Below are 13,848 nucleotides of genomic sequence, written 5' to 3' on the forward strand. Positions count from 1 at the left end.
ATGACCCACAAGAATGTCGTGATCCTGCCGCGACTTGCGTGCATGATTATGCGGTCGACATTTCGAGGATTGATGCAAGAGCGTGCGTGAGGCCCTGACCTTCCTGGCCGGGCTGCTCGTCGCAGCGTTGCTGGCCGCGCTGCTGGGGCCGGGCTTCGTCGACTGGCGCGAGTACAGGCCCCATTTCGAGCAGCGCATCAGCGCCGCGCTCGGCGTGGAGACCCGTGTTGCCGGCGAGATCGGGCTGCGGCTGCTGCCGTCGCCACGGCTGGTGCTGGGCCAGGTGCGTCTTGGTTCCGGCGACAGCGGAGCGAGCAGCGCCAGCGTCGAGACACTGACGGCCGAGCTCGCTCTGGCGCCATTGGCGCGCGGCGAGTTCAGGCTGGTCGAGGCCGAGGCCGATGGGCTGACGCTGAACCTCGTCGCCGATGAGGCCGGCGCCATTACCCTGCCGGCCCGTCAGGGGAATGGCCTGCCGAGCGAAACCGCGATCGACCGTCTCGCGATCAGGCGAGCGGCCGTGATCTGGCGCGAGCCTGGCAAGGCGGCGCAGACGCTGACGCCGATCTCGGTCGATGTCTCGGCCGTGAGCCTTGCAGGACCATGGCGGGTCGAAGGCGAGATCGCCGGGGCCTCGGTCCGCTTCGCGACCGGAGCGGCCGAGAACGACGGCCGACTGCGGACCAAAGGATCGATTACGGGCGAGCAGGTTCAGTTCGGCTTCGACGGCTCGCTGATCCTGCCGGCGGCCGAAAGCAAGGTCCGGCCCGGGCTCGAAGGCGGTTTCACGATCGCGCCTGGCGGTGCCGTCAGCCTGGCGGGACGGGTGAGCGGCGACAGCCGCCGCCTTGATTTCTCCGCGCTTGCCGTGGAGATCGCCGGCGGTGCCGCGCGGCTGGAAGGTGAAGGCTCGTTCAATCCGGGGGGCGGCCATGGCAGCGTCCAGCTCAAGGCGCGCCGGCTCGATGCGGATGCACTGATCGAGGCTCTCTCTCAGCGGCCGGGCTACGAGCGCGCCTTTCAGGCACTGCCGGGCGCGCTCGACCTCTCACTGGAGTTCGACCAGATCGCCTGGCGCGGCGAGGATTTCAGCGGCTTTGCCCTGCGCGGCAAGCTCGATGGTGACGGGCTCGACGCGGCGAACGCCACGGTCAAGATCGCCAATGCCGTTCTTGAAGCGCGCGGCGCGCTCGATGGCCAGGGCTTTCGCGGCACGGTCGAGGCTAAGGCGCCGGATGCGCGCCGGGCAGCTCTGGCCTTGGCGCGGCTCGGCGTCGAGGCCGGACTGGCCGACAGCTTCGCGGCCCTGCGCAGCCTCGACGGCACGGCGGCGTTCGACTGGAGCAACGAGCGTCTCGCGGTCACGCAGCTGACGGCGCGGGCGGGCTCCGGCCCGCGCCTCGAAGGCTCCGGCGCGCTCACGCGCGATCGGCTCGATGCCAGGCTCACGCTGAACGGGCTCGACCTTGCGACCTTGCCGCCGGGCGACAGCCTCAACGCGCTGACCGGACGACGTGACCTGGCGCTCGACCTCACCCTGAATGGCGCGCGCTATCGGGCTTCGCCGCCTGGTTCGGCCCGGCTCGCGCTGACGCGGCAAGGCATGGATTGGCGTCTCAGCCGCCTCGCCGTCGATGGCTTCGGCGGCGTCAAGGTCGAAGGCGAAGGGGCTCTGCTGCCGGGCGGAGGCGAGATTTCCGGCCGGGTGCGTGCACCGCGTTTCGCGGCGCTGACGGCTCTGGCCGGGCCGTTGTTGCCCGAGGGCTTTCGGCGCGTGCTGCCGCGGATCGAGGACGGGCTCGCCGGCATCGATGCCGGCTTCAAGCTCGTGCGCGCGGCGAATGGCGAGACCAGCGTCGTCGCCGAGGGCTCGGCCCAGGCCGGGCGGCTTTCGCTCAATGGCAAGCTCGATGCGGCGGGCCTGTGGAGCGGTGGCAATGTGAAGCTCTCGCTCGACGACCGGCGCCGTGCCTTTGCCGCCTTCGGCCTGCCGCGCCCGGCACGCGGCGGGCCCGGCGAATTCACGCTCGGCTTTGGTGCGACCGGACCGGTCGGCTCGCTCGCCGGCCCCGGTCTGATGCTCGTTCTGGAAGGAGCGGGCGAGGTGGCCCGTCTCAGTCTCCAGGCCGATGGGCCCGGGCAGGTCCTGCCGGAAGGGCTGGCACGATTGGTCCCGGACGGGGTGCTCGATGCGCATGGGCGTGTCTCCTTTGGCGAAGAGGCGAGGCTCGACGATCTCGTCGTCAATGCCGGCGGCAAGGCGGCGCGCGGCGCGCTGAGCTTCTCGGCAGAACGCGGCATCGGCGGGCGGCTCGACCTGCCTTCCCTAGCGCTGCAGCCGGTTCTCGCGACCGTGCTCGGCCAGGCCCAGCCGGTCGCCGGCAGCCAATGGTCGCCGAGCCGCTTTCAGGGCGCGACCGGCCTTGGCGAGATCAGGCTTGCCCTCGGTGCAGAGCGCCTGGAACTGACCGAGGCAACCGCCCTGTCGAAAGCGCGCGTCGATCTGGCGGCAGGGCCGGATGGCCTTGTGCTCGACAATCTCCGCGGTAGCCATGCCGGCGGCGAGATCAGCGGACGGCTCTCGGCGCGCCGCGAGGGCGGTCTGGCGCAGCTTGCAGGCAAGCTTGCCTGGAACGGCCTCGATCTTGCGGTGCTGACCAAGGGGGCGCTGACCGGCAAGCTCTCCGGCAGCTTCGAGGCTGGTGGCTCCGGCGAGAGCCCAGCGCGCCTGATCGCGGCGCTCGGCGGCGCCGGCTCGATCAGCGTCTCGGGAGCCGGCATGGCGCGCTTCGACCCCTCTGCGATCTCCAAGGTGATCGCGGCGACGGGCGACGACGCCTCGGAAAGCGAGACGGATCGCCTGCAGGGCCGGATCAGCGCGGCGCTGGAAAAGGCGAGCTGGCCGCTCGGTGACGTCACCATCCCCTTCACCCAGGCGGCCGGCGTGCTGCGCGTCTCGCCCGTCTCCGTCGAGCGTGCCGGCCTCCGGGCCGAGGCTACCGGGCTGGTCGACTGGCGGGCGATGACGACCGATCTGCGCCTGAATCTCCGCCCGCTCGGCGCGGCGCCCAAAGGCTGGCCGGAGCAGTTGCCGCAGGTCGGCGTCGCCTGGCGCGGGCCGCTCGAGGCGCCCAAGCGCGAGACCGATGTCGGGGCGCTTTCCAACGTGGTCGCGGCGCGGGCTCTCGCGCGCGAGATCGAGCGGGTCGAAGCCTTCGAGGCGGACCAGCGCGAGCGGGCGATGAACGTCCGACGCCTGCGGGCCGAGCGCGAGCTGCGCGAGAACGAGCGCAAGCTCGCCGAATTCCTCAAGGCGGAGGAGGAGCGCCGCCTCGCCGAGGAGAAGCGGGCGGAGGATGCGCGCAAGGCGGAGGAGGCCAGGCTCGCCGAAGAGGCACGCAAGGCAGAGATAGCTCGGCGCACAGAAGAGGCAAGGCAGGCCGAGGAAGCCCGCAGGGCGGAGGCTGCGCGCAAGGCCGAAGAGGCGAGGCTCGCCGAAGAAATCCGCAAGGCCGAGATCGCGCGGCGCGCCGAGGAGGCAAGGCAGGCCGAGGAGGCCCGCAGGGCGGAGGTTGCCCGCAAGCTGGAAGAGGCGCGCCTCGCCGAGGAAGCGCGCAAGCTCGAGATCGCAAAGCGGCAGGAGGAGATCCGGCGGGCCGAGGAGGAGCGGCGCAAGGCCGAGGCCGAGGAGCGGGCGAGGCAGGCGGCGATCCGCGCCGCGATCGAGGGGCGGCCCGGGCCGATGATCCTGCAGGGAGCGCCGCCCTCCTACATCCCGGGTGATCCGTATGTCAGGCCGCGTGCTGAAGCTCCGCCGCTGCCGCCGCCGCTCGATATCCAGTCGGTGCCGCGGCCATTGTCGCGCTCGCCCTTGCAGAACTGATTCAAGCCGCTGGCAAACTGATTCAGGTGGATACGAGTTTGATTCAGCTTTCGCTCACAACTTGTTGGGATGTCAGGATTTTTTATCGCTGCAGGTGAATCAGCTGCCCTGGAGCAGCTTGAAGGCGATCGCCCACATGGTGGCGGCGACGATGCCGTCGAGGATCCGCCAGGATCGCGGATCGGCGAAGAACGGGCGCAGCCAGCGGGCGCCATAGCCGAGCCCGAAGAAGAACAGGAACGAGGCGGTCATCGCGCCTGCGGCGAAGATCAGCTCCTGCCCGGGAAACTGGCTCGCGATGCTGCCGATCAGCAGCACCGTATCGAGATAGACATGCGGGTTGAGCCAGGTCAGCGCGGCGCAGGTGACGAGGCTGGCCGAGAGGCTCGCGCCGCCGGCGGCGCCGATCGCTAACGCCTCGGAGGAGCGCAACGCCGAGAGCAGGCTACGCGCGCCGTACCAGATCAGGAAGGCGGCGCCGCCATAGCGCAGCGCCGGTTCGAGCATGGGCAGCATCGCCGTCGCCTGCCGCAGGCCGACCACGCCGGCGAGGATCAGGACCGCGTCCGACAGCGCGCAGGTGAGGCAGATCGCGAAGACGTGCTCGTTCCGCAGGCCCTGCCGCAGCATGAAGCTGTTCTGGGCGCCGATCGCGACGATCAGGCTGAGGCCCATGGTGAAGCCGGTGACATAGACGGAGAGAGGCATGAGTGGCGGTCCAGTTTCTGCCGCTCTGCCTAGCTGCCCCGTATGCCTTAGTGTAGTTAAACATCGTTATGCTGATTAAGCTGGGCTAATGTCATGCTCGACTATCCGGCCCTGCAGGCTGTGTCCCTCGTTGTCAGGACCGGCAGCTTCGAAAAAGCGGCGCAGGCGCTCAACGTCACGCCTTCGGCGGTCTCGCAGCGCGTCAAGCAGCTCGAGGAACGGCTGGGAACCGTACTGATCATCAGGGGGCAGCCCTGTACGGCAACCGAACGGGGCGAATGGCTTTGCCGCCATATGGAGCAGGTTGGCCTGCTGGAAGGGGAGCTGATGACGCAGCTGCCTGCGCTCGCTGAGCCGGGCTTGCCGCAGCAGCGCGTCACGCTGCGGGTCGCCACCAATGCCGACAGCCTGGGAACCTGGTTCCTCGGCGCCGTGGCGGCTTTCACGAAGCGCAGCCCGCATCTCCTCGACATTGCCGTCGACGATCAGGAGCATACGGCCGAGTGGCTGAGGCGAGGGCGGGTGCTCGCCGCCGTGACGGCGCTGGAGAAGCCGATCCAGGGTTGCCGGGTGATCCCGCTCGGCTCGCTCCGTTACCTTGCGACGGCGAGCCCCGAGTTCATGACGCGCTATTTCGCCGAGGGCGTGACGCTGCCTGCGCTGGCGCAGGCGCCATCATTGGTCTTCAACCAGAAGGACCGTCTGCAGCGCCAGTGGATGGAGGTCGCGTTCGGCGAAAGCACCGGTCATCCGGTGCATTGGGTGCCGTCGACGCAGGGCTTCGTCGAGGCGAGCCTGCTCGGCATCGGCTGGTGCGCCAATCCCGAACTGCTGGTGCGGGGTCATCTCGCCGCCGGGAGCCTGCACGAGCTCATGCCCGGCACGTCACTGGACATACCGCTGTTCTGGCAGGTCAACCGGATTGCTGCCGACCGTCTCGCCGACTTGACGCGCGCGGTGGTCGAGACGGCGCGGAGCCTGCTCGTCAATCCGCGGGGGTGAGCCTCACCGCTTCCGCCCGTGAGCGATAATGCGCCAGCACGCGCAGGCGTAGCGCCGAAGACAGGTTGAGCTCGCCGCGACCGGAATCGACCTCCATCACCAGGCTGGCGATGGGGCGCTTCTCAGCGGCGGCGATCTCCTTCAGCGCCTCCCAGAATGGCTCCTCGAGCGAGACGCTGGTGCGGTGGCCGGCGATGGCGAGGGAGCGCTTGCGCAGGCCGCTCATGTGTTACCGCTCACGCCTTATCCTTGCCGTCAGGATCGTCGGTCAGGCGATGGCCTTCGAGGCGGCGCTTCGCGAGCGTCTTCTCCGCCTCGGTCAACGTCCGCTCGGCCTTGGTCCGGCCGAAATCGATCCGGTTCTGCGCAGCCTGCGCTTCGGCCGTTGCCCGATCGCGAGCCTTGCGGGCGCGGCGGAGATTGACGATCTCGGCCATCACTATCTCCCGACCCGTCGACGTTGGCTTGCCATGCCCATCCCCGCGCCGTCATTCCGGCTGGAGCGAAGCGGAACGTCGGAATCCATCGTAGAGCTCAGCGCCCTTCGATGGATTCCGGAGCTGCGCTGCTTCGCAGCTTGTCCGGAATGACGGGAGAGGATGGATGGAAGGTGGTGTGTCGCCATCGGTAGTCTGTCAGCCCGGGCTCAACATGTCTTCGGCGACGACGGTCTTGTCGAACAGCGCTGCATCGACACCGGCCTTCAACGCTTCCTCGCGCAGGGTCGTGCCGTTGTGATGGGCCGCCTTGGCGATACCAGCTGCCTTGTCGTAACCGATTGCGGGGGCCAGCGCCGTCACCAGCATCAGCGAACGCGAGAGCAGCTCGGCGAGGCGCTCGCGATTGGGCTCGATGCCCTCGACGCAATTGGTGCGGAAGCTCTCGGCTGCGTCCGCCAGGAGGCGCGCGGATTGCAGGAACGCCTGCGCGATCACCGGCTTGAAGACGTTGAGCTCGAAATGGCCCTGGCTGGCGGCGAAGGCGACAGTCGCCTGGTTGCCGTGCACCCGCGTCGCGACCATGGTCAGCGCCTCGGCCTGGGTCGGGTTGACCTTGCCCGGCATGATCGAGGATCCCGGCTCGTTCTCGGGCAGGCTGATCTCGCCGAGGCCGGAACGCGGGCCCGAGCCCATCAGGCGAATGTCGTTGGCGATCTTGAACAGGTCCATGGCGAGCGCGGTCAGCGCGCCATGGCTGTAGGAGATCGCGCCATGGCTGGCGAGCGCCTCGAACAGGTTGTCGGCGGTGCGGAAGGGCAGGCCGGTCAGCTTGGCGACCTCGGCCGAGAAGGCCTTGGCGAAATCGGGATGAGCGTTGAGGCCGGTGCCGACCGCGGTGCCGCCCTGGGCGAGCGCCAACAGGCCGGGCAAGGTCTGCTCGATGCGGGCGATGCCGAGCTGAACTTGAGCGACATAGCCGGAGAACTCCTGGCCGAGGGTGACCGGGGTCGCGTCCTGGAGATGGGTGCGGCCGATCTTGACGAGATCGGCATAGGCCTCGGCCTTGGCGGCGAAGGCATCCTTCAGCCGGCCGAGCGCGGGCAGAAGCTCCGTCGAGACGGCGAGGGCGGCGGCGATATGGATCGCGGTCGGGAAGCTGTCGTTGGAGGACTGGCCCTTGTTGACGTGGTCGTTGGCGTGAACCGGGCTCTTCTTGCCGAGGCCGGCGCCGAGGATCTCGTTGGCGCGGTTGGCCAGCACCTCGTTGACGTTCATGTTCGACTGGGTGCCGGAGCCGGTCTGCCAGACGACGAGCGGGAAATGCTCGTCGAACGTGCCGGCGAGCGCCTCGTCGGCAGCCTGGACGATCGCCTTCTCGACGGTCGCATCAAGCAGGCCGAGCTGGGCGTTGACGGTGGCGGCGGCCTTCTTGACCATGACCAGCGCATGCACCAGCGGCAGCGGCATGCGCTCGGCCGGCCCGCCGATCTTGAAGTTCTGCAGCGAGCGCTGCGTCTGCGCCGCCCAATAGCGGTCGGCGGCGACATCGATCGGACCGAAGGAATCGGTCTCGCTGCGGAATCCGGTCATGATGGGAGTCCTTAGGCCTCAGGTCTTCTTGCGGAAGGCATCCAGGCTGACGACCTGGGCGCCGCCTTCCTCCTCCGTCTCCGCCGTCTTCTCGCCGACCGTAGTAGCATCAGGCTTGCCGGCCTCGTCCGCCTCGGCGGCTTTCGACCGGGCAGCCGGCAGCGACTTCACCGGCGCCTTGGCGGGCAGAGCGAGCGGTGCGGCCGGAGCGACACTGGGCTCGGATGCCGCGCCGCGCGGCGCCTTCGCAGGCGCGGACGGCTCGCCCGCTGGGGCCTCGCCGGCTGCGTCCTGCGTCTCGAACTTCAGGCCGAACTGGACCGACGGATCGAAGAAGGTAGTGATCGCGTCATAAGGGATCAGCAGCCGCTCGGGCACACCCGAGAAGGACAGGCCGACCTCGAAGGCGTGGTCGCTGACGTTAAGATCCCAGAACTGATGCTGGAGGACGATCGTCATCTCGTCCGGATGCTTCTCGCGCAGGCGCTGCGAGAGCCGCACGCCCGGCGCGGTCGTCCGGAAAGTGATGTAGAAATGGTGATCGCCCGGGAGCCCGTCGCGGCCCGCCTCGGACAGGATCTTGCGGACGACGCCCTTGAGCGCGTCCTGCACCATCAGGTCGTAGCGGAGAATATCCTTGGTCATCGCGTCCAGGTTCCGTTTCCGCTCCTCTAGATCACGCCGCGACCGGTGGGAAGCTCCCCGAAACGAAAAACGTGACCGATTTCATTAGTTTAGAGTATTTCTCATGCAAGAGAGGCAGGTTGCCTCCGCCGTCTTTTCCGCGCCGGCGCCAAGCCTTGGCAAAAAAGTGGAGGCTTCTGTTGCCAGGCGCCTCCGAGCCCCGCCTTACGCGGCTAAACGCAAGGGCTTTGGTTTGGGAACCAGCACCGCTTACGCGGCGACAGCAACCCGAGCATTGTTGTCGTTGGCAACTATGCTTTTGGCCCGATAACGGCGGAACCATGCCGAGCAAAAGAACGACCTTTACACCCTCGTCGATCCTATTTCGCCCCCGCCGCAGCCCTGCAGCCTGATGGCTGCAAGTCCCTGCCGCTCGCGCCGCAGGGCTGTGGTGGAGGCGCCGGGTACCGCCCCCGGGTCCGAAAGGCTTATTCCGACGTCCGTTTATCGCCATAGCCGACCTTGCGGACGGCAAGCGGAATATAGGGACTGAGCGCGCCGGGGGAAAGAGAGCAGGACGGCCTCCCGGCTAATTTCTGCGAAGGCGGCGCAGAAGCCACAGGGAACACCCCGCAGCCTGCGCCGTTCCCGAGCGAGATGCGATCAGGGCGCTACCGCGCCGCCGATCACCGAACCGTCATAGGCATTGAGATCGAGGGTCACCTCGACGCCGCCCTGGGCGCGCCCGGCGATCTCCCAGCGCCAGTCGGCGAGGGCAATTTCCTCGACATGGACGAGGCCATGCTTGAAGGCAATCGAGCGAGCTTGCGCCTCGCTGATCCTTTGCTTGATGGCTGCCGCTCCTTGATTGTGGGACGTGCTCTCGGCCCAGGCCGAAGCCGAAGCCTGCCCTGCCAGGCCCACTGCCAGGAGCAGTGCGGCCAGCATGGATAGTCTGGTCATGATACGGTCCTCATCAGCCGGGCTTTTGATGGAGCATCGGATCGTTCCGGAAACCGGAAGCCGCCTTCGTCCGATGCTCCAAGCGCAAGCCCGAAGCGCCCCTTCTGTTCATCAGGCATTCAGATTGGGGCGGCCTCGCGGCATTGCAATATCCCGGTCGTTCACGATCCCTGTCATTATCGTGAGAGCTGTGGGAGAAGCTGCGCTGACAGAGCCGGAATCGTGGAGGCGGAAGTGGTCCGCAGGCATCCAGAGCAGCAATATCTCGACCTCGTCGACGAGGTGTTGAGCAGCGGCGACGAGAGGATCGACCGGACCGGCGTCGGCACGCGTTCCATCTTCGGAGCCATGGCGCGCTTCGACCTTTCGGACGGCACGGCGCCGATCCTCACCACCAAGCGCGTCTACTGGAAGATCGCGGTGAAGGAGATGCTGTGGTTCCTGACCGGCCAGACCAATATCCAGCCGCTGGTTCGCGAGAATGTGCGGATCTGGACCGACTGGCCGCTCGCGACCTATCGCCGCGAGACGGGCGAGGACATCTCACAGACGGATTTCGAGCGGCGCATTGCCGAGGATAACGATTTCGCCGCGCGCTGGGGCGATCTCGGTCCGGTCTATGGCAAGCAATGGCGGCGCTGGCTCGGCGCCGACGGACGCGAGCACGATCAGATCGCCGATCTGATCAGGACGCTTCGTACCAACCCGACCAGCAGGCGCATGCTCTTCCACGCCTGGAACGTGCCGGAGCTGAGCTCGATGGCGCTGCCGCCGTGCCACATGGTCTACCAATACCATGTCACGAGCGACGGGCGTCTCAACTCGCTGTGCTACCAGCGTTCGGCCGACCTGCTGCTCGGTGTCCCCTTCAACTGGGTCGGTGCGACCGCGCTGCAACTGATGATCGCGCAGCAGGCCGGTTTGCAGCCGGGCGACCTCGTCTGGTTCGGCGGCGATGTTCACCTCTACCTCAACCATCTCGCGCAGGCGCAGGGACAGCTGGAGCGGGAGCCGCGCCCGTTCCCGACGATGCGGCTGACCCGCCAGGCCGCCAGCATCGACGACTACCGGATCGAGGATTTCGAGGTCGAGGGCTATTCGCCCCACGCCGCCATCAAGGCCGACGTCGCGGTCTGAGCCCGGCTGGGGCGTGCACCTGATTAAGACTAAGCGCGCTGTCGTCCCCATCGCCCGCAAGATCGCCGTTCTTCGATCGCATGTGGTCGACGGCGCCGACTTCCGGCTGGGATCGGAGGCTGCGGCATGACCTGAGCCCCTTCCGCTCAACCGATCCTGGCCGCATCGTCCCAGCCCCCGCCCCGGAGCAGATGGTTCAATGGCCCTCCGGAACGCGGACGCCACGTAAACCGCGACGGCTACAGGCGCCATTCGACCGTCTCGGAGACGTCAGATCCCTTTCGGCGGTTCTGCGCGGCAAACCTTCATCTCTTGCAAGACGTAAGCGGCTTTCAGGCAGAGATCTTCTCGCCAGGGCGGAGCAATCAGCTGGACGCCGATCGGCAGCCCGTCACCAGCGACTGGCACCGCCGCGACCGGCAGGCCGATACACGAAATCGGCTGGGTGAAGATTCCGAGACTTGGGCGCAGCGGCAGGATCTCGCCTCTCATCGCCAGCGTCTTCTGACCGACCAGCGGAGCCGGACAGGGTGTCGCGGGTGCGATGATCAGGTCGACCTCCTCGAACACCTGCATCATCTCGTCATGGAACCAGCGGCGCGCCCGTTGCGCCTGGATGTACCAGGCCGCCGGCAGCATCGCGCCGGCAAGGAAACGGTCACGCGTATCGGGATCGAAATCGTCCGCCCGCTCCCGCAGGCGCCCGAGATGGAGCGCCGAGCTCTCGGCGTTGGTGATCAGGAAGGCCGCCGCCCGCGCGATCGGCGCGCCGTCGAGCGCGATGGTCCGTGTCGCGGCGAGCGCCCGCGCCACGGCGCTGACCGCGACCGCCGCTTCCGGCATGCCCTCGGTCGCGAAATGCCCGCCCGCCACGGCGATCCGCAGGCCTGCCACGCCATTGGCCAACCGCGCCGAGACCGGCTCGACCGGTCGCGCCGTGCAGGCTGGATCTCCCCCATCCGGCCCCTGCAGCAGATCGTAGGCGAGAGCAAGATCAGTGACATCGCGCGCGAACGGGCCGAGATGGTCGAGCGAGTCGCAGAACGGAAAGCTGCGCGTGCGCGGCAAGCGGCCATAGGTCGGTTTCAAGCCGAACACGCCGCATAGCGAGGATGGCACGCGGATCGAGCCGTTGGTGTCCGAGCCCAGCGAGATCGGCGCCATGCCGGCCGCCGTTGCCGCGCCGGAGCCCGAGGACGAGCCACCGGCCATGCGCACGAGGTCGTGCGGATTGCGGCAAGGGCCGTCATGGGCGTTCTCACCCGTGAAGTCATAGGCGTATTCGCCCATGTTGAGCCCGCCGATCAGCACGGCGCCGGCCGCCGTCAGACGCTCGATCAGTACAGCATCGCGCCGGGCGGGAGCCCGCTCGCGGTTGATCTTCGAGCCCGCCCGCGTCGGCAAGCCTTCGATGTCGAACAGGTTCTTGGCGGCAAAGGGCACGCCGGCGAGCGGCCCGAGCGGCTCGCCGGCGGCGCGGGCCCTGTCGATTGCCGCCGCCTGGGCAAGTGCGCGCGCGGCCGTCAGATCGGTGAAGGCGTTGACCTCGCGGTCGACCCTGTCGATGCGTTCGAGGAAGGCGAGGGTCACGGCCTCGGCACCGACCTCGCCCGACCTGACCTGCGCCGCGATCCGATGCGCTGGTGCAAAGACGTCGATGCTCACGCCGTCGCCCCCGGCCCAGCCGCCCCGGGCCGGAAAACCGGCGCGAGTTCGAGGGTATCCTCGGCGACCGGCGCCGCCTGCACGATCTTCGCCATTGCCTCGGCCGCAGCCAGGAACCGGATCACGCCCTGGCGCTGCTCCGGCGTGATCGCAAGACCCAGCGCCGGCGCCATCGTATCGAGATGGGCGGCCGGATCGAACTCCTGCTTCGCCTCGCTCATTCCGCCGGCTCCAGCCGAGCATGCGGCTCGCTCGTCATCGTTTTCGGCGAATCTTCTCCCGCAAGCTGGCGCGCACAGAGCCAGAGGAAGCCCGCGACCATCGCATAGGCCAGGCTGATCGAGGGCGTGACGCCGAGTCCCTTGCCGATCCCGATCGCCTCGCCATGCATCAGGCCGAAATAGGTCAGCACCGCCCCGGCGGCGGCGAAGGCGGCCGCGTTCAGGAATTGCTTCTCGATGACGAAGACCGCAATCGCGCCGAGGACGAGGCCGGAGAGGATGGCACCGCCGCCCATCAGCTCAAGCCCGTGATAGAGCACGCCCATATTGGCCATCTTGTCGATGCCGACGGCCGCCGCATTGGTGCCGGCCGCGCCGAGCGCGCCGTCGATCAGCACCTTGGCCCAGGCGGCGAGATGCGGCGTCAGCGCGAGCACGATGGCGGGGGCGTGGCTGGCGGGCGTGGTCTGGAAGGCCTGCGCCCCGATCAGCATGCCGATATAGAGCAGGATCGGCGAGATCGCGACAATCGGCACCAGTGCCAGCAGCAGCGCGACGACGCCGAACCAGCAAAGCGCGGCGACGATCACCCCGGTCGCGGCCGAGTAGCCGATGCGTCCGCCCATCGCCTTCCAGCCGGGATGGCCGATATAGACCGCGTTGATGAAGGGGTTGCCCATCAGGCAGCCGATCAGCGAGACGACGCCGTCGGCGGTCAGGACCCGCGTCGTCGGATAATGGTCGCCCGCCGCCTCGGCGCTCTCGACATTGTCCATCGCCTCGACGAGATCGTAGATGCCGAAAGGGATGGCCGTCACCAGGATGATGCCGAGATAGCTGAAGCCCGAGAAGACGTGGTCGACCGCCGGCAGCGGCAGCGAGAAGCCGAAATTGGCGAAGGCCGCGCCGAGCCTGGCGAGGCTCATGCCGCCGACATCGAGCCCGAGCAGTGCTGCGCCCCAGGCGATCACCATGCCGAAGGCGATGGCGACGAGCCCGGCCGGAATGCCGCGCGGATAGCGCACGCCGCCGAACCAGCTCACCAGGATGATGGCGAGGCAGGTCAGCCCGATCGCCGGCGTCAGGAAGATCTCCAGCGCCGGCCGCATCGAGATGAAGGCGATCGAGACGCCGGCCAGCGTGCCGAGCAGGGCGGCGCGCGGCGTGATCTTGCGGACGAGCGGCGCGATGAAGCCGCCGATCATCAGGATGAAGCTCTGGAAGAAGACCCAGACCAGGCCGGCCTCCCAGCCCTTGACCGGGTCGCCGGTCATGCTCGCGATCGGCAGCATGATCACGAAGGTGACCACGAACATGTGCGGCACGCTGATGCCCGAGGGCAGCGCGCAGACATCGTCGCGGCCGGTCTCCTTCGCCAGCTTCCAGGCGAGCCAGGCGTAATAGCCGGTCGAGAGCAGCATCATCAGCCCGAGCGCTGGCAGGATTCGCCCGAAGACGATCTGGCTCGGCATCTTGAGCACGAATTGCAGGAGGCCGGTCAGCACCAGAAGGTTGACCAGGATGTTGGTGCCGAAGCCGAACAGAGCGTTCCAGTCGCCGGGCGTCCAGAGCTTCGGTGACGCTGTCGTCGCGGTGGTCGTGGTCGCCATCTTCC

The 13,848-nt window shown here is 68.0% G+C and carries 12 protein-coding genes and 1 other RNA gene; 3 read left to right on the top strand and 10 right to left on the bottom strand.

What is annotated here, in order from left to right; all coding sequences use genetic code 11:
• Positions 1-82 precede the first annotated feature (82 nt).
• Positions 83-3,883 carry an AsmA family protein gene (locus B6S44_RS11880; protein WP_129157106.1) on the top strand — a complete coding sequence of 1,267 codons (3,801 nt, stop codon included), beginning with the start codon at positions 83-85 and terminating at the stop codon, positions 3,881-3,883.
• A 99-nt stretch (positions 3,884-3,982) separates the two neighbouring features.
• Here B6S44_RS11880 and B6S44_RS11885 read toward each other — a convergent pair whose 3' ends face one another.
• The gene (locus B6S44_RS11885; RefSeq protein WP_129157107.1) at positions 3,983-4,591 is read right to left on the bottom strand and encodes a LysE/ArgO family amino acid transporter; all 609 of its coding nucleotides are present in this window, start codon (positions 4,589-4,591) and stop codon (positions 3,983-3,985) included.
• 93 nt (positions 4,592-4,684) lie between these two features.
• Between B6S44_RS11885 and B6S44_RS11890 the strand changes: the two genes are divergently transcribed.
• Positions 4,685-5,593: a LysR family transcriptional regulator ArgP gene (locus B6S44_RS11890; RefSeq protein WP_129157108.1), complete on the top strand. Its 909-nt coding sequence runs from the start codon at positions 4,685-4,687 to the stop codon at positions 5,591-5,593.
• On the opposite strand, the gene B6S44_RS11895 is transcribed toward B6S44_RS11890, so the two are convergent.
• The 6 genes from B6S44_RS11895 to B6S44_RS11920 all read right to left on the bottom strand — a co-directional run bounded on the left by B6S44_RS11895 (position 5,577) and on the right by B6S44_RS11920 (position 9,210).
• Positions 5,577-5,819 (bottom strand): ribbon-helix-helix domain-containing protein, encoded by a 243-nt coding sequence (locus tag B6S44_RS11895; RefSeq protein ID WP_129157109.1) that lies wholly within the window; start codon positions 5,817-5,819, stop codon positions 5,577-5,579. The two genes, B6S44_RS11890 and B6S44_RS11895, sit on opposite strands and share 17 nt — an antisense overlap.
• Before the next feature lie 10 nt (positions 5,820-5,829).
• On the bottom strand, positions 5,830-6,030 hold the full coding sequence (locus B6S44_RS11900) for a DUF4169 family protein (RefSeq protein ID WP_129157110.1): 201 nt from the start codon (positions 6,028-6,030) through the stop codon (positions 5,830-5,832).
• A gap of 198 nt (positions 6,031-6,228) precedes the next feature.
• Positions 6,229-7,623: a class II fumarate hydratase gene (gene fumC / locus B6S44_RS11905; protein ID WP_129157111.1), complete on the bottom strand. Its 1,395-nt coding sequence runs from the start codon at positions 7,621-7,623 to the stop codon at positions 6,229-6,231.
• An 18-nt stretch (positions 7,624-7,641) separates the two neighbouring features.
• Positions 7,642-8,268 carry an SspB family protein gene (locus B6S44_RS11910; RefSeq protein WP_129157112.1) on the bottom strand — a complete coding sequence of 209 codons (627 nt, stop codon included), beginning with the start codon at positions 8,266-8,268 and terminating at the stop codon, positions 7,642-7,644.
• A 165-nt stretch (positions 8,269-8,433) separates the two neighbouring features.
• Positions 8,434-8,819: a transfer-messenger RNA gene (ssrA, locus tag B6S44_RS11915) on the bottom strand.
• A 91-nt stretch (positions 8,820-8,910) separates the two neighbouring features.
• Positions 8,911-9,210, bottom strand: coding sequence for a PepSY domain-containing protein (locus B6S44_RS11920; RefSeq protein WP_129157113.1), 300 nt, complete (start codon positions 9,208-9,210; stop codon positions 8,911-8,913).
• A 234-nt stretch (positions 9,211-9,444) separates the two neighbouring features.
• Here B6S44_RS11920 and thyA point away from each other — a divergent pair, with 234 nt between their 5' ends.
• Complete coding sequence (gene thyA / locus B6S44_RS11925) at positions 9,445-10,347, top strand: thymidylate synthase (protein ID WP_129157114.1); 903 nt, start codon at positions 9,445-9,447, stop codon at positions 10,345-10,347.
• 270 nt (positions 10,348-10,617) lie between these two features.
• On the opposite strand, the gene B6S44_RS11930 is transcribed toward thyA, so the two are convergent.
• From B6S44_RS11930 to B6S44_RS11940, 3 genes are read right to left on the bottom strand one after another with little or no spacing between them, the layout of a single operon-like run.
• Positions 10,618-12,012 (bottom strand): AtzE family amidohydrolase, encoded by a 1,395-nt coding sequence (locus B6S44_RS11930; protein ID WP_129157115.1) that lies wholly within the window; start codon positions 12,010-12,012, stop codon positions 10,618-10,620.
• Positions 12,009-12,233: a DUF4089 domain-containing protein gene (locus B6S44_RS11935; protein ID WP_129157116.1), complete on the bottom strand. Its 225-nt coding sequence runs from the start codon at positions 12,231-12,233 to the stop codon at positions 12,009-12,011. The genes B6S44_RS11930 and B6S44_RS11935 overlap by 4 nt, the downstream gene beginning before the upstream one ends.
• A complete protein-coding gene (locus tag B6S44_RS11940; protein ID WP_129157117.1) occupies positions 12,230-13,843 on the bottom strand; it encodes a regulator in 1,614 nt (537 codons plus the stop codon). The genes B6S44_RS11935 and B6S44_RS11940 overlap by 4 nt, the downstream gene beginning before the upstream one ends.
• Positions 13,844-13,848: the final 5 nt, after the last annotated feature.

It is taken from the genome of Allobosea sp. Tri-44 (genome assembly GCF_004123845.1).
Classification (GTDB): domain Bacteria; phylum Pseudomonadota; class Alphaproteobacteria; order Rhizobiales; family Beijerinckiaceae; genus Allobosea.